Annotated in this window: 18 protein-coding genes, 1 other RNA gene and 1 pseudogene; 15 read left to right on the top strand and 5 right to left on the bottom strand. The window is 63.9% G+C overall.

Features of this window, described 5'->3' with window-relative positions; translation table 11 throughout:
- Positions 1–162: 162 nt before the first annotated feature.
- Positions 163–831, bottom strand: a complete 669-nt coding sequence (locus QM996_RS10765; protein WP_500267467.1) for a class I SAM-dependent methyltransferase — start codon at positions 829–831, stop codon at positions 163–165.
- A 4-nt stretch (positions 832–835) separates the two neighbouring features.
- Complete coding sequence (locus QM996_RS10760; RefSeq protein ID WP_500267466.1) at positions 836–2,086, bottom strand: BtaA family protein; 1,251 nt, start codon at positions 2,084–2,086, stop codon at positions 836–838.
- Positions 2,087–2,261: 175 nt separating this feature from the next.
- Between QM996_RS10760 and QM996_RS10755 the strand changes: the two genes are divergently transcribed.
- On the top strand, positions 2,262–3,812 hold the full coding sequence (locus QM996_RS10755; RefSeq protein WP_500267465.1) for a putative bifunctional diguanylate cyclase/phosphodiesterase: 1,551 nt from the start codon (positions 2,262–2,264) through the stop codon (positions 3,810–3,812).
- Between the two features lie 256 nt (positions 3,813–4,068).
- Positions 4,069–5,424: a serine hydrolase domain-containing protein gene (locus QM996_RS10750; RefSeq protein WP_500267464.1), complete on the top strand. Its 1,356-nt coding sequence runs from the start codon at positions 4,069–4,071 to the stop codon at positions 5,422–5,424.
- Between the two features lie 43 nt (positions 5,425–5,467).
- Here the strand turns inward: QM996_RS10750 and QM996_RS10745 are convergent, their stop codons facing one another.
- The 3 genes and pseudogenes from QM996_RS10745 to QM996_RS10735 form a co-directional block, all read right to left on the bottom strand.
- On the bottom strand, positions 5,468–6,517 hold the full coding sequence (locus QM996_RS10745) for a transglycosylase SLT domain-containing protein (RefSeq protein WP_500267463.1): 1,050 nt from the start codon (positions 6,515–6,517) through the stop codon (positions 5,468–5,470).
- 117 nt (positions 6,518–6,634) lie between these two features.
- Positions 6,635–7,373: pseudogene (locus QM996_RS10740) on the bottom strand (LysE family translocator).
- Between the two features lie 135 nt (positions 7,374–7,508).
- Complete coding sequence (locus tag QM996_RS10735; RefSeq protein ID WP_500267462.1) at positions 7,509–8,723, bottom strand: pyrophosphate--fructose-6-phosphate 1-phosphotransferase; 1,215 nt, start codon at positions 8,721–8,723, stop codon at positions 7,509–7,511.
- Positions 8,724–9,152: 429 nt separating this feature from the next.
- On the opposite strand from QM996_RS10735, the gene QM996_RS10730 reads away from it, so the two are divergent.
- The 13 genes from QM996_RS10730 to murD all read left to right on the top strand — a co-directional run bounded on the left by QM996_RS10730 (position 9,153) and on the right by murD (position 23,109).
- The gene (locus tag QM996_RS10730; protein WP_429806570.1) at positions 9,153–9,860 is read left to right on the top strand and encodes a TerB family tellurite resistance protein; all 708 of its coding nucleotides are present in this window, start codon (positions 9,153–9,155) and stop codon (positions 9,858–9,860) included.
- Positions 9,857–10,621 (top strand): N-acetylmuramoyl-L-alanine amidase, encoded by a 765-nt coding sequence (locus QM996_RS10725; protein WP_500267461.1) that lies wholly within the window; start codon positions 9,857–9,859, stop codon positions 10,619–10,621. Before QM996_RS10730 ends, QM996_RS10725 begins: the two co-directional genes overlap by 4 nt.
- A 224-nt stretch (positions 10,622–10,845) precedes the next feature.
- Positions 10,846–11,373, top strand: coding sequence for a lytic transglycosylase domain-containing protein (locus QM996_RS10720; protein ID WP_500267460.1), 528 nt, complete (start codon positions 10,846–10,848; stop codon positions 11,371–11,373).
- A gap of 192 nt (positions 11,374–11,565) precedes the next feature.
- Complete coding sequence (locus tag QM996_RS10715) at positions 11,566–12,756, top strand: NAD(P)/FAD-dependent oxidoreductase (protein ID WP_500267459.1); 1,191 nt, start codon at positions 11,566–11,568, stop codon at positions 12,754–12,756.
- Between the two features lie 106 nt (positions 12,757–12,862).
- An RNA gene (rnpB, locus tag QM996_RS10710) (RNase P RNA component class A) lies at positions 12,863–13,263 on the top strand.
- A gap of 521 nt (positions 13,264–13,784) precedes the next feature.
- Positions 13,785–14,225 carry a division/cell wall cluster transcriptional repressor MraZ gene (mraZ, locus tag QM996_RS10705; protein WP_500267458.1) on the top strand — a complete coding sequence of 147 codons (441 nt, stop codon included), beginning with the start codon at positions 13,785–13,787 and terminating at the stop codon, positions 14,223–14,225.
- 14 nt (positions 14,226–14,239) lie between these two features.
- Positions 14,240–15,265, top strand: coding sequence for a 16S rRNA (cytosine(1402)-N(4))-methyltransferase (rsmH, locus tag QM996_RS10700; RefSeq protein WP_500267457.1), 1,026 nt, complete (start codon positions 14,240–14,242; stop codon positions 15,263–15,265).
- 6 nt (positions 15,266–15,271) lie between these two features.
- Positions 15,272–15,658: a cell division protein FtsL gene (ftsL, locus tag QM996_RS10695; protein WP_173517200.1), complete on the top strand. Its 387-nt coding sequence runs from the start codon at positions 15,272–15,274 to the stop codon at positions 15,656–15,658.
- Positions 15,658–17,406: a peptidoglycan D,D-transpeptidase FtsI family protein gene (locus tag QM996_RS10690; protein WP_500267456.1), complete on the top strand. Its 1,749-nt coding sequence runs from the start codon at positions 15,658–15,660 to the stop codon at positions 17,404–17,406. Before ftsL ends, QM996_RS10690 begins: the two co-directional genes overlap by 1 nt.
- Before the next feature lie 66 nt (positions 17,407–17,472).
- The gene (locus QM996_RS10685; RefSeq protein WP_500267455.1) at positions 17,473–18,936 is read left to right on the top strand and encodes a UDP-N-acetylmuramoyl-L-alanyl-D-glutamate--2,6-diaminopimelate ligase; all 1,464 of its coding nucleotides are present in this window, start codon (positions 17,473–17,475) and stop codon (positions 18,934–18,936) included.
- 1 nt (position 18,937) lies between these two features.
- Positions 18,938–20,377 (top strand): UDP-N-acetylmuramoyl-tripeptide--D-alanyl-D-alanine ligase, encoded by a 1,440-nt coding sequence (locus tag QM996_RS10680; RefSeq protein ID WP_500267454.1) that lies wholly within the window; start codon positions 18,938–18,940, stop codon positions 20,375–20,377.
- Between the two features lie 232 nt (positions 20,378–20,609).
- Positions 20,610–21,710, top strand: a complete 1,101-nt coding sequence (mraY, locus tag QM996_RS10675) for a phospho-N-acetylmuramoyl-pentapeptide-transferase (protein ID WP_173517196.1) — start codon at positions 20,610–20,612, stop codon at positions 21,708–21,710.
- Between the two features lie 7 nt (positions 21,711–21,717).
- Positions 21,718–23,109 carry a Mur ligase family protein gene (gene murD, locus QM996_RS10670; protein ID WP_500267453.1) on the top strand — a complete coding sequence of 464 codons (1,392 nt, stop codon included), beginning with the start codon at positions 21,718–21,720 and terminating at the stop codon, positions 23,107–23,109.
- The last annotated feature ends 84 nt before the right edge of the window (positions 23,110–23,193 follow it).

Below are 23,193 nucleotides of genomic sequence, written 5' to 3'. Positions count from 1 at the left end.
TGAACCTCATCTTCACCATATCATCGTAAAAATTGGGTTAGCTCAAGCGGGAATTGCAGGCGGAGCGGAGCACTCCCCAGCAGGAAAAGAGCCGAAATCCCTGGGCGATTTCGGCTCTTGCTGAACAATGGACATGGGACGATCGCGAGCCGCAGGCCCGGATCAGGCGGCAACCGCGACGGCCGGACGGTGATAGACCGCCAGCCAGGCATAGCCGCGACCAATCGCCCGGCGTTCGAGATCGGCACCGTTTGCTCTCGCCTTCTCGCGCAGCACGTCGAAGAGGTTTGCGCGTGGCGTGACGTGGAAGCGGTCCAGCCAGCCGTGCAGCGCGCGGCGGAAGCTCGCCGGCAGGCGCTCCTGCTGGCCAAAATCGGCGATATGCAGCGATCCGCCTGGATTGAGCGCGGCGATGGCCACATCGATCGCCTTCTGCCAATCGGGGATCATCGACAGCGAATAGGAGATGACGATGCGGTCGAAGCCCCGTTCGCCGAAGATCGCCGGATCGAAATCCGTCGCATCGGCGACCTGAAGCACGGCGCTGCGTTTGCCGCCACGGGTGAGCTTGGCATCGGCGGAGGTGAGCATCTCCGAGGAGATGTCCAGGCCGAAGAGACGGGCCGAAGGGAAGCAGCGGCGGATGAGCGCCAGGTTACGCCCGGTGCCGCAGCCGACTTCGAGCACCGAGGCGCCGGGGGCCGGGTTCATTTCCCGGATCAGCGTGTCGCGCCCGAAGAGGTAATATTTTCGCGTCACGTCGTAGAAGTGCCGCTGGTAGCGGTACATGTGGTCCATGCGCCGCGCGTGCGAAATCCCGGCCTCGCGCATGGGCTCAAGCCTTCTTCCGGTAGATGTGGAACCCGCCATAGATGGCGGAGCGATCTTCGGCACCGAGCCTGGTCGATGTCTCGGTATCATAGTGCCACTGATCGAGCAGGGCCGAAGAGACGCGCCCCGGCAGGATGCTGTCTTCAGCCGCGGTGCGGAAGATGACGACGGCGCCGTTGTCCGCGGTGCGGGTGATCTCGGTCCAGAGGTCGTTGAGCTGCTGGTCGGTCATCCAGTCCTGGGCATCGAGCAGGATGTAGCGGTCGACGGAAGCGGCCGGCTTGTTGGCCAGGAGCTCGGTATAGCTTGCGTGACGGACCTCGACGCGCTCGGCATTGTTGCGGATCGCCTCATAGGCGCAGGCCTTGAGGTAGGGCGGCAGTTCACCTTCGTGCGGCAGCGGATAACGGCGACCGAAAGCCTGCCAGGCGAAATAGTTTTCCCTAAGCGGGAAGTGGCAGGTGAGCTTTTCCAGACGGTGACGCAGCACGGCTGCGAGCGATTTCTCGCTGCTGAGGCTGGCAAGCTCGTCGAACTGCTGCGGCGGGATGCCGAGCCCGAAAAGCGAGCTCTTGCGGCCGGTGATCCAGCGGATGACGGGACGATCGAAAAGCGGCGCGAGGCGTTCGTCGAAGAATTGGCGCTGCTCGCGCATCGAACGCGCCTGGACGAATTCTTCCGGGTTGACGCCATGCAGGCGGGCGAGCAGATGGCTTGCGGCGATGAAGCGCCCGAGCAGGCCGGTGCGATAGATGTTGCGGCCGAAGACGCCGATGCGCCGGCGACCGGTGATGTCGCGGCCGTTCCAGTAGCTGCGTGTGGCGGCGTCGAGCTTCGGAGAGAGGAAGAGGTCGAAGGCCTGGACGTTGGTCGCCGTGCCCTGGGTTGCCAGGAAGCGCGTGACATCCTTGTGGCTCGGCAGGTGGCGGAAGGCCGCGAGCTTGAGGCGGTTCAGCGCGATGTGGTGCGGGTTGAGATCGACGACGTCGATCTTGCGCGGGCCGGCCGACAGGTAGGTCAGCATGTTGCAGCCGCCGGAGCCGATGGTGACGACCCGATGCTCCGGGCTAAGCTGCATCGCCTCCATGTCGACGATCGGATCCTCCCAGATCTGCGGGTAGACGAGCCCCGAGAAGAGCAGGCCGAAGAGACGTTCGGAGAGGCCGGCGAGGGAGAGGGTCTTGTGCTGGAGCAGCGCGTTTTTCAGCTTCGGATTTTTTCTGCCAAAGCCAACATCGGGGGCTAGTTCGGTCATCTCTGCCGGTCATCCAGTTGAAACTTAGCCGCTTCTAAAGTGACTCCGCTACACTTTGATGACGGGGTTTCCACAGCCCCGGAAGGCCCTTAAACGGCCGTCATACAATTTTTCACCCATAAGAAATCATTAAACCCTAGCGTGCTAGGCACCGCCTATATTCGGGGGCGTCGACATGATGTTAAGAACGTTTCTGCCGAAGCCCGAGCAGCGATTTGCGGCTGCCGGCACGGCATTGGGGGCTCTGGTTTCTGCGGCGTGGCTGGCGACGGAAACCGTGCTTGCAAGACAATCGCATTGGGATGTTCCCGCAATGCTGGCGGCTGGCGCCATGCCGTTCCTCCTCGGTGGATCCTTCTATCGCTGGCGCTACCTGCGGCGGCTCGAACGCGAGCTGCAGGCGGTGCGCCGCGCCGAGCGGCGCTTGCGCCACGAAGTCCACCGCGACAAGCTCACCGGGCTTGCAAACCGCGCGGCTCTGGAAGCGGACATTCGCCAGGCGCTTTCAGTGCAAGGAGCCGCATTCGAGTGCACTGCGCTGCTCCTTCTCGATCTCGACCGGTTCAAGGCGATCAACGATACGATGGGCCACGATGCCGGCGACCGGCTGCTGGCGCTCTTTGGCGCTCGCATGAGGCGCGCCTTCTCCGGAGAGGCGAGCCTCTACCGGCTGGGGGGAGACGAGTTCGTGCTCGCAGCCGCCGGCGCGTCATCGCAGGCTGATGCGGAAATACTCGCAATGCGGGTAAAGGCGCTGTTCGAAGCGCCGTTCGATCTTGGCGATGCACGGGTCGCTTCCGGCTGCAGCATCGGCATCGCCTTCATCGAGCGAAGCGATACGGCGACGGGCGACGTGCTGAAGCGCGCGGACCTGGCGCTCTACGAGGCGAAGGCGGTGAGCGGCAACAGCCACGCCTTCCATTCGGAGACGCTGACCCGCGCCGCCAGGCAGCGGGCGGAGGCCGAGCGTGACGTCGCACGCGGGCTCGCGGCCGACGAATTCTTCCTCGAATTCCTGCCGACCGCCGGGACGGCCAGCGGAGCCATCCGTGGCTTCGAGGCGCTGCTGCGCTGGCGGCATCCGCTACGCGGCGTTCTTGGTGCGGAAGATTTCATAGAGCCGTCCGAGAAGAGCACGAGCACGCTCTTGCTTGGCTATTGGACACTTCGGGCGGCCTGCATGCAGGCTGCCCGCTGGGCTTCGCCGACGGGGCTGACCGTCGCCCCCTTTGCTCCGCAACTCAAGGATCGCGACTTTGTCGCGCAGGTCGCGCAATGCCTCGCCGAAGCGAGCTTGCCGCCAGGACGCCTGACGATCGAGATCGCCGGGGACTTTTCGACCGAGGATCTTGCCCTGATCTCCGGGAACCTCCAGGCGGTGCGGGCGCTTGGCGTGCGGATTGCGCTTGGCGGCGGCGCCGGCTCATCCTTGCCCTTGAACCTGATTGCCGAACTGCAGCCCGATCAGGTGACCATCGATCTTACCGCCATCCGGGCCACCCACGGCAGCGAGCGCAGCGTCGCGCTGCTTGCCTGCCTCATCAAGACCGGGCAGGTGCTGCGCCTGCCGATCGCCGTGCGCGGCATCGAAAAGGAAAGCGAGATGGACTGCGCGCGGGCCAGCGGCGCCGTGGAAGTCCGCGGTCCGTGGATATCGCCGGCGCTGACGGACGTGGCGGCCTTGCTCGAGACAGGCGAAGCGGCGGATTTGCGACGCTCGGCCTAGCGCGCCGTGTGTCGGATAGCGCACAAGGGCTCCAGGCTGCTGCGGGCCTGCGCTGCCACGGTTCCCATTCCCCATATTGGAAACCTGCAATTTCCGGGCTTTTCCCGGCGGCGAAATGCTGGTTCTCTCTCTGCAACTCGACAGCGCGCTTGCGCCCAATCGGACACGAGGGCGGCTGTGGCACCTTGAAATGCTGCGGGGATCTGTCCTTGGCCGGCATGGCTGCAAGGAAACGTGAGACAGCCGGAGGGAGCGCATGGGACGCATATTGAGGAGATCAGGTGCCGCGTTGGTGTTGGGCATCGTCGCCATCGGCGGCTGGCTTGCGATCGCGCCGCCGGAACTTCTCAAGGTCGGCGATGGCTATGCGGCGAAGATCGTCTGCTCCAATGTCTTCATCGCAAAACGGGACGCCCAGTTGGTGCTGGCCGATGACGTCCAGGCGCCGGGGCACTCCCTGCTGAAGCTGGTGAAGGTTGCCGTCGATCCCGAGAAGCAGATGGTGACCGCGCAGATCCTCGGCTTTGCTGCCGCAGGATACGCCGCCTACAGGCCGGGCGCAGGTTGCGCAAGCCTGCCGGACGGCGACGGCACGCGCTTGCCGCCGATCAAGACGGCTGCGGCCGTGGTGGACGCACCCGCCTCCGAAACACCCTGGCCGGAAGGCGAAGGGGCCGCGATCGATCCCGCCTTGCAGAAGCTTGTCGAGGATACCGATCTCGCCGGTCCGGGCGTGCGGGCGATCGCCGTCATCCGCGATGGTCGTCTGGTCGCCGAGACCTATGGCCAGGGCTTCGACCGTTCGACGCCCTTGCTCGGCTGGTCGATGACGAAATCGGTCACTGCGACGCTGATCGGCCTGCGTGTGGCCGAAGGCCAGATGGAGATGGCGCGCGCGGGGCTCCTGCCGGAATGGGCGAGCGACGAGCGGGCCAGCATCACGCTTGCCGACCTGATGGGCATGCAGAGCGGTCTCGAATTCAATGAGAACTATGGCGACGTCACCGACGTCACGCGCATGCTCTATCTTGAAAAGGATATGGCGGGCTACGCGGCCGCAAAGCCGCTGACATCCGATCCGGGAGAGAAGTTCAGCTATTCCAGCGGCACGAGCACGCTGCTGTCGCGCATCTGGATGCGAAGCTTCGACGATCCGGCGGCAGCACTCGCCTTTCCGCATGATGCGCTGTTCGCGCCTTTGGGCATGAACAGCGCCGTGCTCGAAACCGATGCCAGCGGCACCTTCGTCGGCTCGTCCTACATGTATGCGACCGCGCAGGATTGGGCGCGTTTCGCGCAGTTCCTCTTGCAGGATGGCGTCTGGAAGGGGAGGGCGATGCTGCCGAAGGACTACGTCGCCTTCATGCGTAGGCCGACCAAGGCTTCGGAGGGCAAGTACGGCCAGGGGCAGGTGTGGCTGGAGGAAAACGGAGTGCGCGCCGGCTCGGGCCGCTTCCCGGCGGATGCTTTCTGGATGCTCGGCCATGACGGCCAGGTGATCATGCTGGTGCCTTCGCTGAAGCTCGCGGTGGTCCGGCTGGGGCTCACGCCCTCGCGCCTCGGCTACGACGTGCAGAAGCTCAACGCCAAAATAATAGAGGCGCTCGATTGAGCGCCTCGCAAAATCACCTGAGCTTGGCTCAAGCGGCCTTGGCTCACTTCATGCCGAGTTCTTCGAGAAGGCCCTTGCGCTTGGCGTGGTAGTAGTAGCCGCTGGCATAGAGCTTGACCGCGCTGTCGTGCTGGTTGTCGGCCACCATCCAGGCGCCGTGCAGATACTTCGTCGCGTATTTGAGGTTGGTTTCGGCGTCGAACAGGCCCTCCGCCGGACCGTCATAGCCGAGGCCCTTGGCGGTGTTGTAGCGGATCTGCATCAGGCCGTAATTGCCGTTGCTGTAGGCGCGCGGATTGTAGTTGCTCTCGCGCTTGACGACACGGTGAACCAGCTCGACCGGAATGCCGTTCAGATCGGCATAATACTTGATCAGCTTGTCGAGGTCGGGACGCGAGCTCGTCGGCGCCTTGCTGAGCTTCATCGAATCCGGAATGACGCTGGCGACGGCTGCGACAGTCGAACCGATGACGCCGGTCTTCGGGCGCTCCGTCGGCACGATCATGCGGTTGGCGACCAGCGTTTCGAGGCCGACGGGCTCGCCGGTGTCGAAGTCCGATTCCATCGCGGCGGCAACCGCAAGCGTCGAAACCGGAAGATCCTGGACGCGGCCGGTCTTGGTCGCAACTTCTGCAGAGGCCGGTGCCGGCACCTGCGCGGCATTGGCGGAAACCTGGGTAACGGCCGCGGCTGCCGTTTCTGCATTGGCGACGGCAGGCGTCGTCGGGGCGACCATGGCAAGCGCCATGGTGCTGCCCGGCTTGGAGGCGGGAACCGCAACCATCGCCGGGGCGGCTTCGGCGCCTTGTGCCAGGTCAGCCGCGACCGGGTAGGTGACCGCGATGCCCGATGCCTGGACGGCCGTCTGTGCCGTCAGGGCGGCGCTCGTCGCGGTGGCCACACCGTCAGGCGTGGGCAGCGCGTAGGCTGTCATTTCCGTGCCGGGTTTTGCGAGTGGGGTGACCGTCTGTACGGCCGTCAGTTCTTCGAGCGACGTGTGCTCTACCGTCGAGCATCCCGAGACGATGGTCGCCGACAGGATAGCTGCCACGCCAAACGTCTGTTTGGAAAGGGAAATACGGTACTTCGCCATTCTGTCACTTTCGTGCTTCTGGGCCCCGTCGCCCCCTGCAAATCAGCGGTTGCCAGCCGCCAAGAGTGAATCTCCATTAACCTATGAGGCTGGCGGCGGCAAGCGCAGGCGACAATTTCACGCCGAGGCGCGCTTCATCGTCGCCGTCAGAAGCCCCGCGCCGATCAGCATGGAGCCGCCGGCGCGGTTGACGATCCGGCGGATTTTCGGCCTGGAAATCGTGCTGCGCGCGGCGGTCGCAAGGGCTGCATAAAGGCTGGCATTGAGGATCGCGAGCGTCAGGAAGGTGAGTTCAAAAATCGCCATCTGAGTGAAGAGCGGCTGCGTCAGATCGAGGAACTGCGGGAGGAAGGCGACGAAGAAGACGATGCTCTTCGGGTTGAGCGCGGTCACCGCATAGGCATGAACGAAGATGCGCAGCGGCTGCTCGGTGGCGGTGGTATCGAGGTCGGAATCACTGCCGGCTGCGACCGGAGCACGCCAGAGCTTGATGCCGAGCCAGATGAGATAGGCGGCGCCCACCCATTTCAGCACGGTGAAGATCGCGGCAGAGGTCGCAAGCAGCGCGCCTACAGCGCCGCGCGTCTTATTGGACGCGCAAAGGTCGCTGTAGCACTTTGAAGGGCTGCATGTTTTTGTCCGTAAATCGGAGACGATTTAAGGAAACATGCAGTAGGCCGAGCATGGAGGCGGTCATCGCGGTGAAATCACCGAGGGCCACACCGGCGACAGTGGCGCCGGCTGTCTTGCGGCCATGGCCGAGCGCATAGGAAATGACGAGAAGAATGGTGGGGCCGGGGATGGCGAGCAGCACGGCAGAGGCTGCGGCAAAGGCAAACCAATGTTCAAAGGACATGAAAAAGGGCTCCGCGTTTAAGGTGGCTTTCGGTAATTGGTTTGCCGAGCCAGCCATCGAAACGCAGAGCCGTCAATCTCGAAATCAGCTGCTTTCGGCGCGCCGCAACAGGCGACACACCGAAGCCTACGACCGTCAGTTCTGCGCCTGCCACTTCTGGCCGATGACGTCCATGACGTCACCGAACCACTTCACCGAGGTGTCGAAGTGCTTGCCGCCCTTGATGCGCGGGAACTCGATCGTGCGCAGCTTGCCGCCCTGGTCCTCGTCATGGCCGGTGACGCCCGAGACCTTGTTGAGCGCGCTTTCGACGGCGAGATCGACCATGCTCTGGATCAGGCGCAGGTCGTCGCCGTTGGCCGGTGCGGAGCGGGCGTAGTAGCCGGACTTCTGCACCATCGAGCGCTCGGCGCCGAGCAAGGCGGCGAACTGCTTGGAGAACCAGTTGCCGACATTGATCGTGTCGATCTTCACGTGGCCGAAGGCATCGCGCTTGATCGTTTCGCCGGCCGCTTCCCGTTCGGCGACGATCGCATCGAGGCAGGCGCCTTCACTGACGAACAGCGTGACGAAGCCGGTGCGGTCCATGACCTTGCGCAGGCGATCGGCTTCGGCCTGCAGATCGAACTTCATCTCCGGCAGATAAAGGCCGTCGATGTTCTTCATCTGGCGGTTCATCATGAAGCCGTCGACGAACTCCTTGTCGTCGACCGTCTGGATATAGGAGCGGGCGGTGGCCGCCGTCAGCCAGCCGCAATGGCGGCCCATGACCTCGTGCACGACCAGGGTGCGCGGCGCGGCGCTCTGCTCATTGCTCACATTGTCGAAGAAGCGGGCGCCGTATTCGGCCGCCGTCCAGGCGCCGAGCGTCTGGCGGATCGGCACGACGTCGTTGTCGACGGTCTTCGGCAGACCGACCACGGTCAGGTTGTAGCCGTTGGCGCCGAGATAGGCGGCGAGGTCGGCTGCCGTCGTGTTGGTGTCGTCGCCACCGATCGTGTGCAGGATCGAGATGCCGTCATTGGCAAGCCGCTCGGCGGCGATGCGCAGCGGATTCTCGCCATCCTTGACGAGGCCGCGCTTGACGCAATCGGCCGCGTTGGTGAGCTTGACGCGGCTGTTGCCGATCGGCGAGCCGCCATGGCGATGCAGGATGTGCGCCTTCTCGCGCATGTCGCGCGTGATCTCGATGCGGTCGGCCAAGAGCAGGCCCTGGTAGCCGGAGCGATAGGCGACCAGCTCATATTCGGGCGCGACGTCCGTGTAGCGCTCGATCAGACCCCCAACGGCGGATGACAGGCAGGGCGCGAGCCCGCCGGCCGTCAGCATTGCGACTTTTTTCTTGGCCATGTTTCCTCCTCGGGATTTTGGCATGCGATGGGTGGGGCCTCCATAACGCAAATCAGATGGAAATTAAATGACGGGCCTGTGGATGTTGTGTCGAGGCGCTGCCGCCAGGAGCCGCTGAAGGCTGCAATGGCGGCGCAGGGCAGATCAGCGCGGATTGTCGCAGGCCGCGGTCCGGGCGGTTCTGCACTGAGGCGGTCGCGAACGCTGCAGTTGCTGATTTTCAGGGCGGCGGTGACATCTCCTTTTTATTGAAAGCTGTTCCCGCGGTAACAGCTTTCTGTCGGCTGGCTGTCGCAAGTTCCATCCGATGGATTGACAATAGTGAGGGGCCATCACAAATTCGTCATCCTCGTGGTTCGGGCCGCGCACCGCTTGCAATTTGCCACCACAGCGGTCCATGCTATGGGGTGGAGAGACAGGGAACCTTGCATGTCATTCTGGGACAGCCTCCTCAAGATCGTTACTGCCACCGGCAATGCGCTTGCCGGCGTGGTCGAGGCCGTGCGTACCCTGTTCGAGGGCGATCCGGAAACACGGCGCAAGGTGGCCTTCTCCGTCGCCATGATCGCGCTTTCGGCCAAGATGGCCAAGGCCGACGGCATCGTGACCGAGGCCGAGGTCGCCGCCTTCCGCGACATTTTCCAGTTTCCGCCGGATCAGGCGCAGAACGTCGCCCGTCTCTATAATCTGGCGCGCCAGGACGTCGCCGGTTACGAGGCCTATGCCGAGAAGATGGCGTCGCTGTGTTCGTCCTGCGAAAAGAACTGCCCGATCCTCGAGGATATCGTCGACGGCCTCTTCCATATCGCCAAGTCTGACGGGGCGGTGCACGAGCGCGAGCTCGCCTTCCTGATGCGCGTGGCCGATATCTTCGGCATGGACGAGGCACATTTCGCGCGGATCATGGCCCGTCACGTGCACGGCGACGGCCGTGACCCCTATCAGGTGCTCGGCGTTTCGCGTAAGGATGATTTCGCCGATATCCGCAAGCGCTACCGGGTGCTCGTTTCCGAAAACCACCCGGACATGCTGGTGGCTCGCGGCGTACCGCAAGAATTCCACGCGATCGCCAATGATCGCATGGCGGCGCTGAACGCCGCCTATGAGGCGATCGAGAAAGAACGCCGAGCCGCATGACCTCGAAATACTGCGATTATCCGGGTGCACGCTTCATGCCGTCGCCCAATTTCGGCGACCGCGTCGGCCAGCGCGCCCCGGATATGATCGTTCTGCATTATACCGGCATGCCGACGGGTGCCTCTGCGCTCGAATGGCTCTGCCGCGAGGAGAGCCAGGTCTCCAGCCACTATTTCGTCCACGAGGATGGCCGCGTCGATCAGCTCGTGCCGGAGGCACGCCGTGCCTGGCATGCCGGCAAGAGCTATTGGAAGGGCGAGACCGACATCAACTCCTGCTCGATCGGAATCGAGATCGCCAACCCTGGTCACCCGGGTGGGTTGCCGGACTTTCCGGAAAAGCAGATCGCGGCGGTTGTGGAATTGTGTCGCGACTGTGGCCAACGCTGGTCGATCGCGCCGGAAAGAGTGCTCGCGCACAGCGATATCGCCCCCATTCGCAAGGTCGATCCGGGAGAAAAATTTCCGTGGCACATTCTTCATCGCGAGGGGGTTGGCCACTGGGTGGAACCGGCCCCGATCGGCGGCGGGCGGTTTTTTCAGCGCGGCGACCGCGGCCAGCCGGTGGAGGCCATCCAGTCGATGCTGTCGCTCTATGGCTATGGCGTTGATGTGACTGGCGAATTCTGTGAGAAGACCGAAGGCGCCGTCGCTGCTTTCCAGCGGCACTTCCGACAACAAGGGGTCGACGGCATCGCCGACATCTCAACCCTCGATACGCTGCACCGCCTGCTCTCCGGACTGCCGCAATTCACCGCCTGACGCGGAAGATTTTTTCGTCGTGACGGCGCTTCTGCAGAAATTCGTGGCATGAATTTTTAGCTTTGCCACATGTTTACCATGATGCGGCATTCATTTCCCGCTCCATTGGAACTGCAGGAGCATCAGGGCGCAACGCTCACTTCCTGTGAATGAAACGATCGGGAAGTGAGGCTCGAAGCGGGGTGCGCTTCGGTCCATTCCCCAGACCGGAGAATTCAAACTACATGAGAATCTCGTCTGTTGCTGCGGTGGCGGCATGCTTTGGCATGTTCTTCGCCGGGATGGGTACGTCGTATGCGGGGAATGTCGACAAGGCCATCAAGACCTCATCCATCCAGTCCGTCACCCGGACCACAGGCTATCCCAAGCCGGATCTCGTCCAGAGCGCTGAGTATACGGGTCTGATCAAAACCTACGCCAAGCAGTACGGCGTTCCGATCGACCTGGCGCATGCGATCGTCAAGGTCGAAAGCAACTTCAATCCCAAGGCGCGCGGCAGCGCCGGCGAAATCGGCCTGATGCAGATCAAGCCCGCCACCGCCCGCATGATGGGCTATTCCGGTTCCTCCAAGGGCCTCTACGATCCGGAAACCAACATCAAGTTCGGCATGAAGTATCTTGCCGTGGCGCATGAACTGTCCGGTGGCACCACCTGCGGCACGGTTCTCAAGTACAATGCCGGCCACGGTGCCAAGCGCATGAACCCGGTTTCCAAGCGCTACTGCGGCAGGGTCCAGGACATCATCGACTGATCGATCGCATGACCGGCGCAGCGAGCCTCGCTGCACGGCCAAAGAGCTTCATCCGCCAGCCGCGCCCGGTGATGGCGGATGCTCCAGCCGGACAGGTATCGCGTTCCGGCGCACACGGAATTCCCTACAGCCATCGTGCCATATCGGCGCCGGCGTGCTATCTCCCCTTGAGAAAAAGGGACGAGGAGCGGCATGTCGGAAAGCTTTGATTTCATTGTCGTCGGCAAGGGTATGATGGGGGCTGCGGCCGCTCGCCACCTGGCGCTTTCGGAGGCCAGGGTCGCGCTGATCGGTCCGGACGAGCCGGCGGACTGGGCCAACCACGCCGGCGTCTTTTCCAGCCACTACGACAATGCCCGCATCACCCGCACGATCGACCACGATCCGGTCTGGGCGCGGCTCGCCAGGCGCTCGATCGAGCGCTACGGCGAAATCGAATGCGAAAGCGGCATCGCCTTCTACCACGAAGTCGGCTGCCTGATCGCCGGGCCGGCACCCGGATCCTCCTACGACTATATCGAAGAGGTCGAGAAGGCGCGCGATGCGCTCGGCGTCGAGGCGCCGCTCTACGATGACGACAAGCTGTCGCAGCGCTTTCCCTGGTTCCGTTTTCCGCCAGGCACCGCCGGCGTCCACGAGAGGCGGGGGGCGGGTTACATCAACCCGCGGGCGTTGGTCGCGGCACAGACGGTATGCGCCGAGAAGGCGGGTGCCCGGATCGTGCGCAGCGAGGTTGCGGCCGTGGCGGAGGAACGCGACCGCGTGGTCGTTACGATGGTCGACGGAAAGCGTTTTGCGGCGGGCCGGGTGATCGTTGCCGCCGGCGGGTTCTCGATTTCGGCAGCGCTCCTGCCGCGGCCGATCGATCTCACCGTCAAGGCAAGAACCGTGTTCTTTGCCGAGGTGGCAAACGGCGATCTCTCCGGTTTCGAGGGCATGCCGTCGCTGATTGGCGCAGCGCCCGAACAGGAGAGAAGCTACTATCTGCTGCCGCCGGTCGGCTATGCGGACGGCAAGCACTACATCAAGATCGGCGGCGATCCGACCGACCGGATCCTCGACGGCGAAGCGGAGGTGCGGCAATGGTTCCGCGGGCAGGGCAGTGCGGCAGCGGCAGAGCACTTGCGCGCACTGCTGGCCGAGGTGACGCCGGGCTTCCGGCCGGTTTCCACCCATTTTTTGCCCTGCGTCACCTCGTTTACCCGGCACGGGTTGCCGTATATCGGCTTTGCCGAGGGGAGCCGCATCGCCGTTGTCACTGGCGGCAACGGCCAAGCGGCGAAGAGCTCCGACGAGATCGGCCGGCTCGGCGCAGCTCTCGTGCTCAACGGCCGGATCGACGAGGCCGAATACGACGCGGATTTCTCCGTCGCGTTTCGCTAGGTCAGGACGTCGTCCATTCCGGTTGACCCGACCTGCCCTGTTGGCTGCCGAAAAAACCTGCCGTTTTTTCTGGCGCCGGGCGGAGGCTTGCGTTAAGGAGCGCGTGCCAGTTGGCCGGGCAGCCGCTCTCCGCAAGTGCCGAAAGGCCGCGGGGGGAGGAAAGTCCGGGCTCCACGGAAGCACGGTGCCGGATAACGTCCGGCGAGGGTGACCTCAGGGAAAGTGCCACAGAAAGCAAACCGCTCCGCTTGGCGGAGTAAGGGTGAAAGGGTGGGGTAAGAGCCCACCGCGGACATGGCGACATGGACGGCACGGTAAACCCCACCGGGAGCAAGACCGAATAGGGATGACGCGGGCGCGCAAGCGCTCAGCCTGTTTCCGGGCCAGTCATCCGGGTGGGTTGCAAGAGGCTGCGTGCAAGCGCAGTCCCAGATGAATGGCTGCCACGTTCCGTTGCCTTCGGGTGGCGGGGCCATACAGAACCCGGCTTACAGGCCAACTGGCGATTTCTCTTTTTTATGATGCAGGCGCTCTGATCAGCGCTCGCAAATCGGGTTAGACACGCTTCATTTTTCGCGCCGGCGATGCCGTCGATGCGCGCGGATTTTCCTTGCCGTTGCGCTTTCCCGTTTTGCCATAGCGCCCGAACACTCTGCGCGAGCCACATTGCTGCACTCTTTCTCACATTCTGATTTTTCAACGATTTGAAGCCGTTCGACCGTCGCATTCCCGGACGGTGGGGGTCTCTTCGTAACCCTTCGTTAAACTTAACAACCTATCAATATTTGATCAGCTCGGCGGCTGTTTACGAACCCATTCCCATTGACGCCCATATGGTCCCATGATATCCCATAATGGCACTGCGCAGGGGCTGCTTCGCGGCTCAACATCGCAAGATTCCAGTGCCTTCCGGCTTCGGAGGGTGGGCGGACATTCCAGTGTCCGGCGGGGGTCACTTGCATGTGCGGTGACGTGTTCGCGCGGGTCGATGATTGTGGCCCGTCAGTCTTGGGCGGCCGTTTCGCGTTATGAACCGCTTCTTGTCACATGCTGCCAATCGGATCGATGCGAAGGGGCGGGTCTCCGTTCCCTCGGCGTTTCGTTCCGTGCTGTCGGATGGGGGCGTCCGGGAGTTATACTGTTTTCAGGATTTCGTCTTTCCGGCGATCAGCGTCGGTGGGCCGGAGCTCCTGGATCGGTTCGAGAAGCAGATGGCGGCCGAGGATCCATTTTCCCCGGAGGCCAACGAGATGTCGCTGCTCGTTCATGGCGGAGGCGTCTTCGTGAAGCTCGATCCGGAAGGCCGGTTGATGGTGACGGATTTCATCCGCGACTTCACCGGAATCTCGACCGACGTGATGTTCGTCGGGCGGGGCGATTATTTTCAGCTCTGGGAGCCGCAGGCCTTCATGAAGGCGCAGGCGGCGGCCCGGGAAGGGCGCAAGTCACGGGGGTTGCGTCCAGACTAGAATGGAGAGGCGGAATGGTGACGGAACAAGGCGGAGGTATTCCTGAAGCCGAAGGCGGACCGGTTCGTCACATTCCCGTCCTCTTGCCGGAAGTTCTCGTGGCGCTCGAGCCTGCACCCGGCAAAGTCATCCTCGACGGCACCTTCGGCGCCGGCGGCTACAGCTCCGCAATCCTGAAGGCCGGTGCCGACGTCATCGCGCTCGACCGCGACCCGACGGCGATTGCTGCCGGTGAGAAGCAGGTCGCCGAGTGGGGCGGTCGGCTGAAGCTCATTCATGCGCAGTTCTCTGATCTTGCAGCGCATGCGCCGCCTGATGGGCTCGACGGCGTCGTGCTCGATATCGGCGTGTCCTCCATGCAGATCGACGAGGCCGAGCGCGGTTTCTCCTTCCAGAAGAAGGGGCCGCTCGACATGCGCATGTCGGCTTCCGGCGTTTCGGCGGCCGATGTCGTCAACCGCGCCAAGGTCTCCGACCTCATCCGCATCTTCGGCTTTCTCGGCGAAGAGAAGCAGGCGGGCCGCATTGCCCGCGCGATCGAGAAGCGCCGGGCCGAGCAGCCCTTCGAGACGACCCGCGATCTTGCCGGCCTGATCGAAGTGGTGACGCCGCGCAAGGCGAAAGACAAGATCCATCCGGCCACCCGCGTCTTCCAGGCGCTGCGCATCTTCGTCAACGACGAACTCGGCGAGCTGGCCCAGGCGCTGTTCGCCGCCGAAAAGGTCTTGAAGCCGGGCGGCCGCCTTGTCGTCGTGACCTTCCATTCGCTCGAAGACCGCATCGTCAAGGCTTTCTTCCAGGATCGTTCCGGCAAGGCCGGCGGCTCGCGCCACCTGCCCATGGTTTCCGCGCGCGCCGCAACCTTCACGCCAGTTGGCAAGCCTATGGTGGCGGCCAGCGAGGAAGAAGCGTCCCTCAATCCGCGCGCCCGCTCCGCAAAGCTGCGCGCCGGGATCCGCACGCAAGCCGCGTCGCCGGGAAACGATCTATCCATTTTCAATCTGCCGGAACTGGCGAGCCTTGCAAGGTTGGGGGGCTGACAAGACATGCTTCGAACGCTCGATATCGTTCTGATCGTCGTCATGACGGCCGCCGCGACGGTGACCTATACGATCAAGCACCGCGCCGAAAACAAGCTCGAGGAAGTCCGCAAGCTCGACGTGGCGATCAAGCTCGAGGAAGACACGATCGACCTGCTTCGTGCCGACTGGGCGCTCTTGACGCAGCCGAACCGGCTGGAGCGTCTCGTCGGCGCTTTCGGTGCCGACCTGCAGCTTGCGCCGACGCCTTCGACGCAGCTCGCCCAGCCGCAGGAACTGCCGATGCTGAAGGCGGATCTGCCGGTGCCTGAAGACGAAAAGGCTGCGAAGGACGGCGTCGCGGCCATCATCAACAAGACGGATAACATGGCAACTGGCTCGGTGGCGCGCTGATGTCGTTTCTCTCCCGCATCATGGTATTGAAGAGCAAGGCGCACTTCTCGGCAGGCGGCAACAACCGACCCGCGGAAAGCGGCCTCAACGTCACCTTCCAGGGGACGCGCAAGAAGACCACAAACCAGGCGAAGAACCGCGTCGCCATCGTGATCGCGAGCTTCGGCATCGTCTATGCGGTCATCGGTGGTCGCCTCGTGCAATACGGCATGGCAGCGCCTGAAACGGTGTCGAGCATCGGCCGTGCCGACAACCTGATGGCCTCGCGCCCCGACATTCTCGACCGCAACGGCGAGATCCTCGCAACCGACATCCGCACCGTTTCGCTCTATGCCGAGCCGCACAAGATCGTCGATGCCGACGAGGCGGTGGAGCGGCTGGCGACGGTATTGCCGGACATCAATACCCGCGAGATCTACAACAAGCTGAAGTCGAAATCGCGCTTCCAGTGGCTGCGCCGCCAGCTCACGCCGAAGCAGCAGAGCGACATTCTGGCGCTCGGCATTCCCGGCGTCGGCTTCCGTCCGGAAAAGCGCCGCTTCTATCCCGGCGGCCACACCGCCGCGCATATTCTCGGCCACGTCAACATCGACAACCGCGGCGTTGCCGGCATGGAACGCTATATCGACAGCCAGGGTCTCGCCGATCTCGCCGCGATCGGCATGACCAGCGACGCCAAGCTCGAGCCGGTGAAGCTCTCGATCGACGTGCGCGTGCAGAACATCGTGCGCGACGTCATCGACGCCGGCATGAAGAACTTTCAAGCGCTGGCCGCCGGCGCCGTCGTGCTCGACGTGCACACCGGCGAAGTGCTGGCCATGGCCTCCGTCCCCGACTACGACCCGAACAAGCCGGCCGAGGGCGCGGAAGAGGGCTGGATGAACCGCATGTCGAACGGCACGTTCGAAATGGGCTCCACCTTCAAGACCTTCACCATCGCCATGGGCCTCGATTCCGGCAAGGTGACGCTGAACGACAGCTTTGACGCTTCCGCACCGATCCGCATCGGCGGCTTCACCATCAAGGATTTCCACGGCAAGCGCCGCGTGCTGACCGTTCCGGAAATCTTCCAGTATTCGTCGAACATCGGCACCGCGAAGATCGCCGATCTTGTCGGCATCCCCGGCCACAAGGAATTCCTGACGCGTCTCGGCCTGCTTTCCAAGCTGCCGACCGAACTGCCGGAAGTGAAGGCCCCGAGCCAGCCGCGCGAATGGAAGAAGATCAACTCGGTCACCATCTCCTTCGGCCACGGCGTCTCGACGACGCCGCTGCAGACGGCGGTTGCGGGTGCTGCGCTCGTCAACGGCGGCAAGCTGATCGAGCCGACCTTCCTGCCGCGCACCGAGGAGCAGGCCAACGCAGTCGCCACGCCGGTGGTGAAGAAGAGCACCAGCGACGACATGCGCTTCCTCTTGCGCTGGAACGGCATTGCCGGCTCGGGCAAGCGCGCGCTGGTGCCGGGCTTCAACGTCGGCGGCAAGACCGGCACGGCCGACAAGGTGGTCAATGGCCGCTACGCCAGCGACCAGAACTTCAACGCCTTCCTCGCGGCCTTCCCGATCGACAATCCGAAATACATCGTGCTCACCTTCATCGACGCGCCGAAGACCGGCGAGGGTGGCGGGCGCACGGCGGGCTCGAACGCTGCTCCCATGGTTCGTGACATCATCAGCCGCTCCGCGCCGCTGCTCGGTGTCGAACCAAAGTTTGGAGAAGACGGTTCTGCCTTGCTTGTGTCTTATTAGACATGAAATGAGAAAGCGGACGATTCGCGATTCTTGCGGATCGAAATCGATGCGAGACGTGCGTTCATGAAGATCAAAGAGCTGGCGGGATCGAACTTCCCGGAACTTTCGGCGCAATTGAGCGGCGCTGCCGCCGAAATCGACGTTGTCGGACTGACGGCCGATAGTCGGCAGGTTCAGCCAGGGGATCTCTTCGTCGCGGTTGCCGGCAGCAAGGCCAATGGCAACACCTATATCGCCGACGCGCTGAAGCGCGGCGCGGTCGCCGTCGTCACGGAAGCGGGCTCGGACGTGGATGCCTCGTCGGTGCCAGTGCTGAAGCTCTCGGAGCCCCGCGCTTTCCTGGCGCGTGCCGCCGCCGCCTTCTATGACCGGCAGCCGGAAACCATGGTCGCGGTCACCGGCACCGCCGGCAAGACCTCGGTCGCCTCCTTCACCCGCCAGATCTGGGCGCATTCCGGGTACGCTGCCGCGATGATCGGCACGACAGGTGTCGTCGCTCCTGGCCGCAACGATTACGGCTCGCTGACGACGCCCGATCCGGTGTCGCTGCACAAGCTGCTTGCCGAATTGGCCGATGCCGGCGTTACCCATGCGGCGATGGAAGCCTCCAGCCACGGCCTCGACCAGAACCGTCTCGACGGCGTGCGCCTTTCAGCCGCCGCCTTCACCAATCTCGGCCGCGACCACATGGACTACCATCCGACGGTCGAGCATTACATGGACTCCAAGATGCGGCTGTTCAATGCGCTCTTGCCGAAGGGCGCGCCGGCGGTGATCTTTGCCGACGACCAATGGTCGGACCAGGCGATCGCCGCTGCCCGCAAGGCAAAGCTCGACGTGCGCACCGTCGGCCGCAAGGGCGACTTCATCTCGCTGAAGCGGGTCGAGCATTTCCGCCACAAGCAATCGGCCGAAGTGCATGTCGGCGACGACATCTTCGAAATCCACATTCCGCTCGCCGGCGATTTCCAGGTGGCGAATGCGCTGGTCGCGGCAGGTCTCGCCATGTCGACCGGCATCGGTGCCAAGGCCGCCTTCTCGGCGCTCGAGAAGCTGCAAGGCGCCTCCGGCCGCCTCGAGCTGGTCGGCCAGACCAAGGACGGCGCGCTTGCCTATGTCGACTATGCCCACAAGCCGGATGCGCTGGAAAACGTGCTGGCCTCGGTGCGTCCGTTCACGACCGGCCGCGTCGTCGTCGTCTTCGGCTGCGGCGGTGACCGTGACAAGGGCAAACGCCCGATCATGGGCGAGATTGCCACGCGGCTTGCCGATGTGACGATCGTGACCGACGACAATCCGCGCTCGGAAATCCCCGAAGTGATCCGCGCCGAAATCATGGTCGCGGCCAAGGGCGCAATCGAGATCGGCGACCGCGCCCAGGCGATCCGCACGGCGGTCGGCATGCTGAAGACCGGCGACACGCTGATCGTTGCCGGCAAGGGACACGAGGAGGGCCAGACGATCGGCTCGGTGACGCTGCCCTTCTCGGATCATGCGGAGGTCCGCAAGGCATTGGGAGGCTTGTGATTTGAACTGGCTCTGGACAAGCAGCGATCTCCTGGCCGCGATGAACGGCCGGCCGGTTGGCAACCTGCCCGAGGGCATCTCGGGGATTTCGATCGACAGCCGTTCGATCGGCAAGGGCGAAGCCTTCTTCGCGATCAAGGGCGACCGGGTCGACGGCCACGACTATGCCGGCATCGCGCTTGCAAATGGCGCGGCGGTGCTCGTCGTCAGCGAAGGCAAGCTACCGGCGCTCGGACGATTGAATGCACCGATGATCGTCGTCGACGACGTGCTCGAAGCGATGATCCGGCTCGGCTGTGCGGCGCGTGACCGCAGCGCCGCCAAGATCATCGCCGTCACCGGTTCGGTCGGCAAGACCACGACCAAGGAGATGTTGCGCCATGTGCTTAAGCCGCAGGGCCGCGTGCATGCTTCGGTCGCCTCGTTCAACAATCACTGGGGCGTGCCGTTGACGCTGGCGCGCATGCCCGAGGCAACCGATTTCGGCATCTTCGAAATCGGCATGAACCATCCGGGCGAGATCCGGCCGCTGACCGCCATGGTGCGGCCGCATGTGGCCATGGTGACGAGCATCGCCGCCGCCCATCTCGGCAACTTCGAGAGCCTCGACCAGATCGCCGAGGCCAAGGCCGAGATCTTCGAGGGCGTCGTCAATGGCGGCCACGCGCTGATCATTCATGACAGCCCGCAGTACAAGCTTCTGGAAAACGCGGCGGCCGCGGCCGGCGTCAGCCATATCCATTCCTTCGGCGCCAATCCGAAGGCTGAATTCCGCCTGGTCGAGTTCAGCGGCGGTCCGGAAGGCTCCATTCTCTGGGCGGGCATCGGCGGTCGCACGCTTGAGGTCGCGATCGGTGCGCCCGGCCGTCACATTGCCGAAAACGCGGTGGCTGTTCTGGCGGCGGTGAAGCTTGCCGGCGCCGATCTCGACTATGCGGCTTCGGCGCTTGCGACCATGCAGGCCGAAACGGGCAGGGGCCGGCGCCATACGCTTGCGATCGGGACCGGCACGCTGAAGCTGATCGACGAGAGCTACAATGCCAATCCGAGCTCGATGCGGGCGGCGATTGCGCTTCTGCGCGACAGCGAACCGCCGGCCGGCGGCCGCCGCGTCGCCGTGCTCGGCGACATGCTGGAGATGGGCGAACACGCCGCCGACGTGCATGCGGCACTCGCCCGGCCGCTCGTCGAGGCCGGGATCACCGACGTCTGGCTCGCCGGGCCTTTGATGGCGCATCTGCGTGATGCCCTGCCGCCGGAGGTCTCCGTGATCTACCGCGAGAGCGTCGAGGACCTGAAGTCCTATGCGCTGGCCGCGGTCGCGCCTGGCGACGTCGTCATGGTCAAGTCGTCGAAGGGGACCGGTTGCGCCAAGATCGTGCAGGCCCTGACCGAAGCCTATCCGGCGGCGCAAGCCGAAGTATCCGGGGCCGAGGGATAGCCGGCGCAAAACAGCGCCGGCGACGCCGCCCGGGCGCGTCCTGACGCTTTCGCATGCCGCTGCATAATTCGTTAAATCGGAATCGATTTAAGGGCAAAATTATGCAGCGGACCAAAATGTTGCAGCGACTTTTGCACGTCTCGTTAGACGCGCGGCGCTCTGATGCGTATCGTTTTTCAGATGATTCTGTTGGACGACGTGTATTACTAAAACCTTTGGGGAAAGGTCCCTTATGCTCATATGGCTCGTGGAACTGGCGGACCACTTTCAGTTTTTCAATCTCTTTCGCTACATCACCTTCCGCACCGGTGCGGCGCTCTTCACCTCGGCCATGATCGTCTTCCTGTTCGGCCCGGCTATGATCGCCTCACTGCGCATCCGCCAGGGCAAGGGCCAGCCGATCCGCGCCGACGGGCCGCAGACGCATTTCAAGAAGGCCGGTACGCCGACGATGGGCGGCCTGATGATCCTCGCCGGCATCGTCGTCTCGTCGCTGCTTTGGGCCGATCTTTCGAGCGTCTATGTGGTCTCGACCCTGCTCGTCACCCTCGGCTTCGGTGCCATCGGCTTCTATGACGACTACCTCAAGGTCACCAAGCAATCGGAGAAGGGCTTTTCCGGCAAGGCGCGCCTCGGCATCGAATTCGTGATCGCGGCGATCGCCGTGTTCTTCATGATGCAGGCCTCGCTTTCGAGCGGCGCGGCCGGTTCCACCTTCGGCTCCTCGGTCACGTTCCCCTTCTTCAAGGACCTCATTCTCAATCTCGGCTATTTCTTCGTGCTGTTCGGCGGCTTCGTCATCGTCGGCGCCGGCAATGCCGTGAACCTAACCGACGGTCTCGACGGCCTTGCGATCGTGCCGGTCATGATCGCGGCGGCCGCCTTCGGCCTGATCTCCTATCTCGCCGGTAACGCCGTCTTCGCCAACTACCTGCAGATCCATTTCGTGCCCGGCACCGGCGAGCTTGCGGTGATCCTCGGCGCCGTCATCGGCGCCGGTCTCGGCTTCCTCTGGTTCAACGCGCCGCCGGCGGCAATCTTCATGGGCGACACCGGGTCGCTCGCGCTTGGCGGCCTGATCGGCACCGTCGCCGTCGCCGTCAAGCACGAGATCGTCATGGTCATCATCGGCGGCCTCTTCGTCATGGAGACACTGTCGGTCATCATCCAGGTGTTCTGGTTCAAGCGCACCGGCCGCCGCGTCTTCCTGATGGCGCCGATCCACCACCACTTCGAAAAGAAGGGCTGGACCGAAAGCCAGGTCGTGATCCGCTTCTGGATCATCGCCGTCATCCTGGCGATGATCGGCCTCTCCACCCTCAAGCTGCGGTGAGTGGACGATGATCCCGGTCACCACATTTAGGGGTAGGAAGGTCGCTCTCTTCGGTCTCGGCGGTTCGGGGCTTGCGACGGCCGAGGCGCTGGTCGCCGGTGGCGCCGAGGTCACCGCCTGGGACGACAATCCGGATACCGTCGCGAAGGCTGCGGCCGCCGGCGTGCCCACGGCGGACCTGCGCACGGTCGAGTGGGCCGCCTTTGCTGCCTTCGTACTTTCGCCCGGCGTGCCGCTCACCCATCCGAAGCCGCACTGGACGGTCGATCTTGCCCATGCAGCCGGTGTCGAGATCATCGGCGACGTGGAGCTCTTCGTGCGCGAGCGCCGGGCGCACTCGCCCGATTGCCCCTTCATCGCCATTACTGGCACCAACGGCAAATCGACGACGACGGCGCTGATCGCCCACATCCTCAAAGAAAGCGGCCGCGACACCCAGCTTGGCGGCAATATCGGCACGGCGGTGCTGACCCTTGAGTCCCCGAAAGCCGGCCGCTTCTATGTGGTCGAGTGCTCGTCCTACCAAATCGACCTGGCGCCGACGCTGAACCCGACCGCCGGCATTCTCCTCAACCTCACGCCTGATCATCTCGATCGCCACGGCACGATGCAGCATTACGCCGACATCAAGGAACGGCTGGTCGCCGGCAGCGGCACGGCCATCGTCGGCGTCGACGACAGCTTCTCGGCGCTGATTGCCGATCGCGTCGAACGCGCCGGCACGAAGACGGTGCGAATCTCGCGCCGTCATGTGCTCGCCAATGGTCTCTATGCCGAAGGCTCGCGCATCATGAGAGCCGAAGGCGGCACGTCGAGCCTGTTCGTCGATCTCGATGGCATCCAGACGCTGCGCGGTGGCCACAATGCCCAGAACGCGGCGGCGGCCATTGCCGCCTGCCTTGCGGTCGGCGTCAGCGAAGCGGAGATCCGCGCCGGGCTCAAGAGCTTCCCGGGCCTCAAGCACCGCATGCAGCCGGTTGGCCGCAAGGGCACGGTCGTCTTCGTCAACGACAGCAAGGCGACCAATGCGGACGCGGCGGCACCGGCGCTTTCGAGCTACGAGCGGATCTACTGGATCGCCGGCGGCCTGCCGAAAGAGGGAGGCATCACGACGCTTGCGCCCTTCTTCCCGAAGATCGTCAAGGCCTACCTGATCGGCGAGGCGGCGCCCGCCTTTGCGGCGACGCTCGGCGAGGCCGTGCCCTACGAGATTTCGGGCACGCTTGAGCAGGCGGTAGCGCATGCGGCGGCCGAGGCCGGCAGGGACGAAGCCGGCCCTTCGGCGGTGATGTTATCCCCGGCTTGCGCAAGCTTCGACCAGTATAAGAACTTCGAGGTACGCGGCGATGCCTTCGTCGGCCATGTGCGCGCGATCGAAGGCGTGACGATGCTGATCTGACGCTGCCCGGTCCAGCGCGCCGACCGGCGCGCGGGCCAAGCGGGCGTGATGCCGAGGTTTCGGACGTGGGGCGCGATGGGCGCC

The organism is Sinorhizobium chiapasense (assembly GCF_045277575.1).
Classification (GTDB): domain Bacteria; phylum Pseudomonadota; class Alphaproteobacteria; order Rhizobiales; family Rhizobiaceae; genus Ensifer; species Ensifer chiapasense_A.
This window is presented reverse-complemented; position numbering and strand designations above follow the sequence as displayed.

Bases quoted from the DNA above. Each gene is read 5' to 3' on its own strand.
- QM996_RS10765 (WP_500267467.1), bottom strand. From the start codon at position 831: ATGCGCGAGGCCGGGATTTCGCACGCGCGGCGCATGGACCACATGTAC.
- QM996_RS10760 (WP_500267466.1), bottom strand. From the start codon at position 2,086: ATGACCGAACTAGCCCCCGATGTTGGCTTTGGCAGAAAAAATCCGAAG.
- QM996_RS10755 (WP_500267465.1), top strand. From the start codon at position 2,262: ATGATGTTAAGAACGTTTCTGCCGAAGCCCGAGCAGCGATTTGCGGCT.
- QM996_RS10750 (WP_500267464.1), top strand. From the start codon at position 4,069: ATGGGACGCATATTGAGGAGATCAGGTGCCGCGTTGGTGTTGGGCATC.
- QM996_RS10745 (WP_500267463.1), bottom strand. From the start codon at position 6,517: ATGGCGAAGTACCGTATTTCCCTTTCCAAACAGACGTTTGGCGTGGCA.
- QM996_RS10735 (WP_500267462.1), bottom strand. From the start codon at position 8,723: ATGGCCAAGAAAAAAGTCGCAATGCTGACGGCCGGCGGGCTCGCGCCC.
- QM996_RS10730 (WP_429806570.1), top strand. From the start codon at position 9,153: ATGTCATTCTGGGACAGCCTCCTCAAGATCGTTACTGCCACCGGCAAT.
- QM996_RS10725 (WP_500267461.1), top strand. From the start codon at position 9,857: ATGACCTCGAAATACTGCGATTATCCGGGTGCACGCTTCATGCCGTCG.
- QM996_RS10720 (WP_500267460.1), top strand. From the start codon at position 10,846: ATGAGAATCTCGTCTGTTGCTGCGGTGGCGGCATGCTTTGGCATGTTC.
- QM996_RS10715 (WP_500267459.1), top strand. From the start codon at position 11,566: ATGTCGGAAAGCTTTGATTTCATTGTCGTCGGCAAGGGTATGATGGGG.
- mraZ (WP_500267458.1), top strand. From the start codon at position 13,785: ATGAACCGCTTCTTGTCACATGCTGCCAATCGGATCGATGCGAAGGGG.
- rsmH (WP_500267457.1), top strand. From the start codon at position 14,240: ATGGTGACGGAACAAGGCGGAGGTATTCCTGAAGCCGAAGGCGGACCG.
- ftsL (WP_173517200.1), top strand. From the start codon at position 15,272: ATGCTTCGAACGCTCGATATCGTTCTGATCGTCGTCATGACGGCCGCC.
- QM996_RS10690 (WP_500267456.1), top strand. From the start codon at position 15,658: ATGTCGTTTCTCTCCCGCATCATGGTATTGAAGAGCAAGGCGCACTTC.
- QM996_RS10685 (WP_500267455.1), top strand. From the start codon at position 17,473: ATGAAGATCAAAGAGCTGGCGGGATCGAACTTCCCGGAACTTTCGGCG.
- mraY (WP_173517196.1), top strand. From the start codon at position 20,610: ATGCTCATATGGCTCGTGGAACTGGCGGACCACTTTCAGTTTTTCAAT.
- murD (WP_500267453.1), top strand. From the start codon at position 21,718: ATGATCCCGGTCACCACATTTAGGGGTAGGAAGGTCGCTCTCTTCGGT.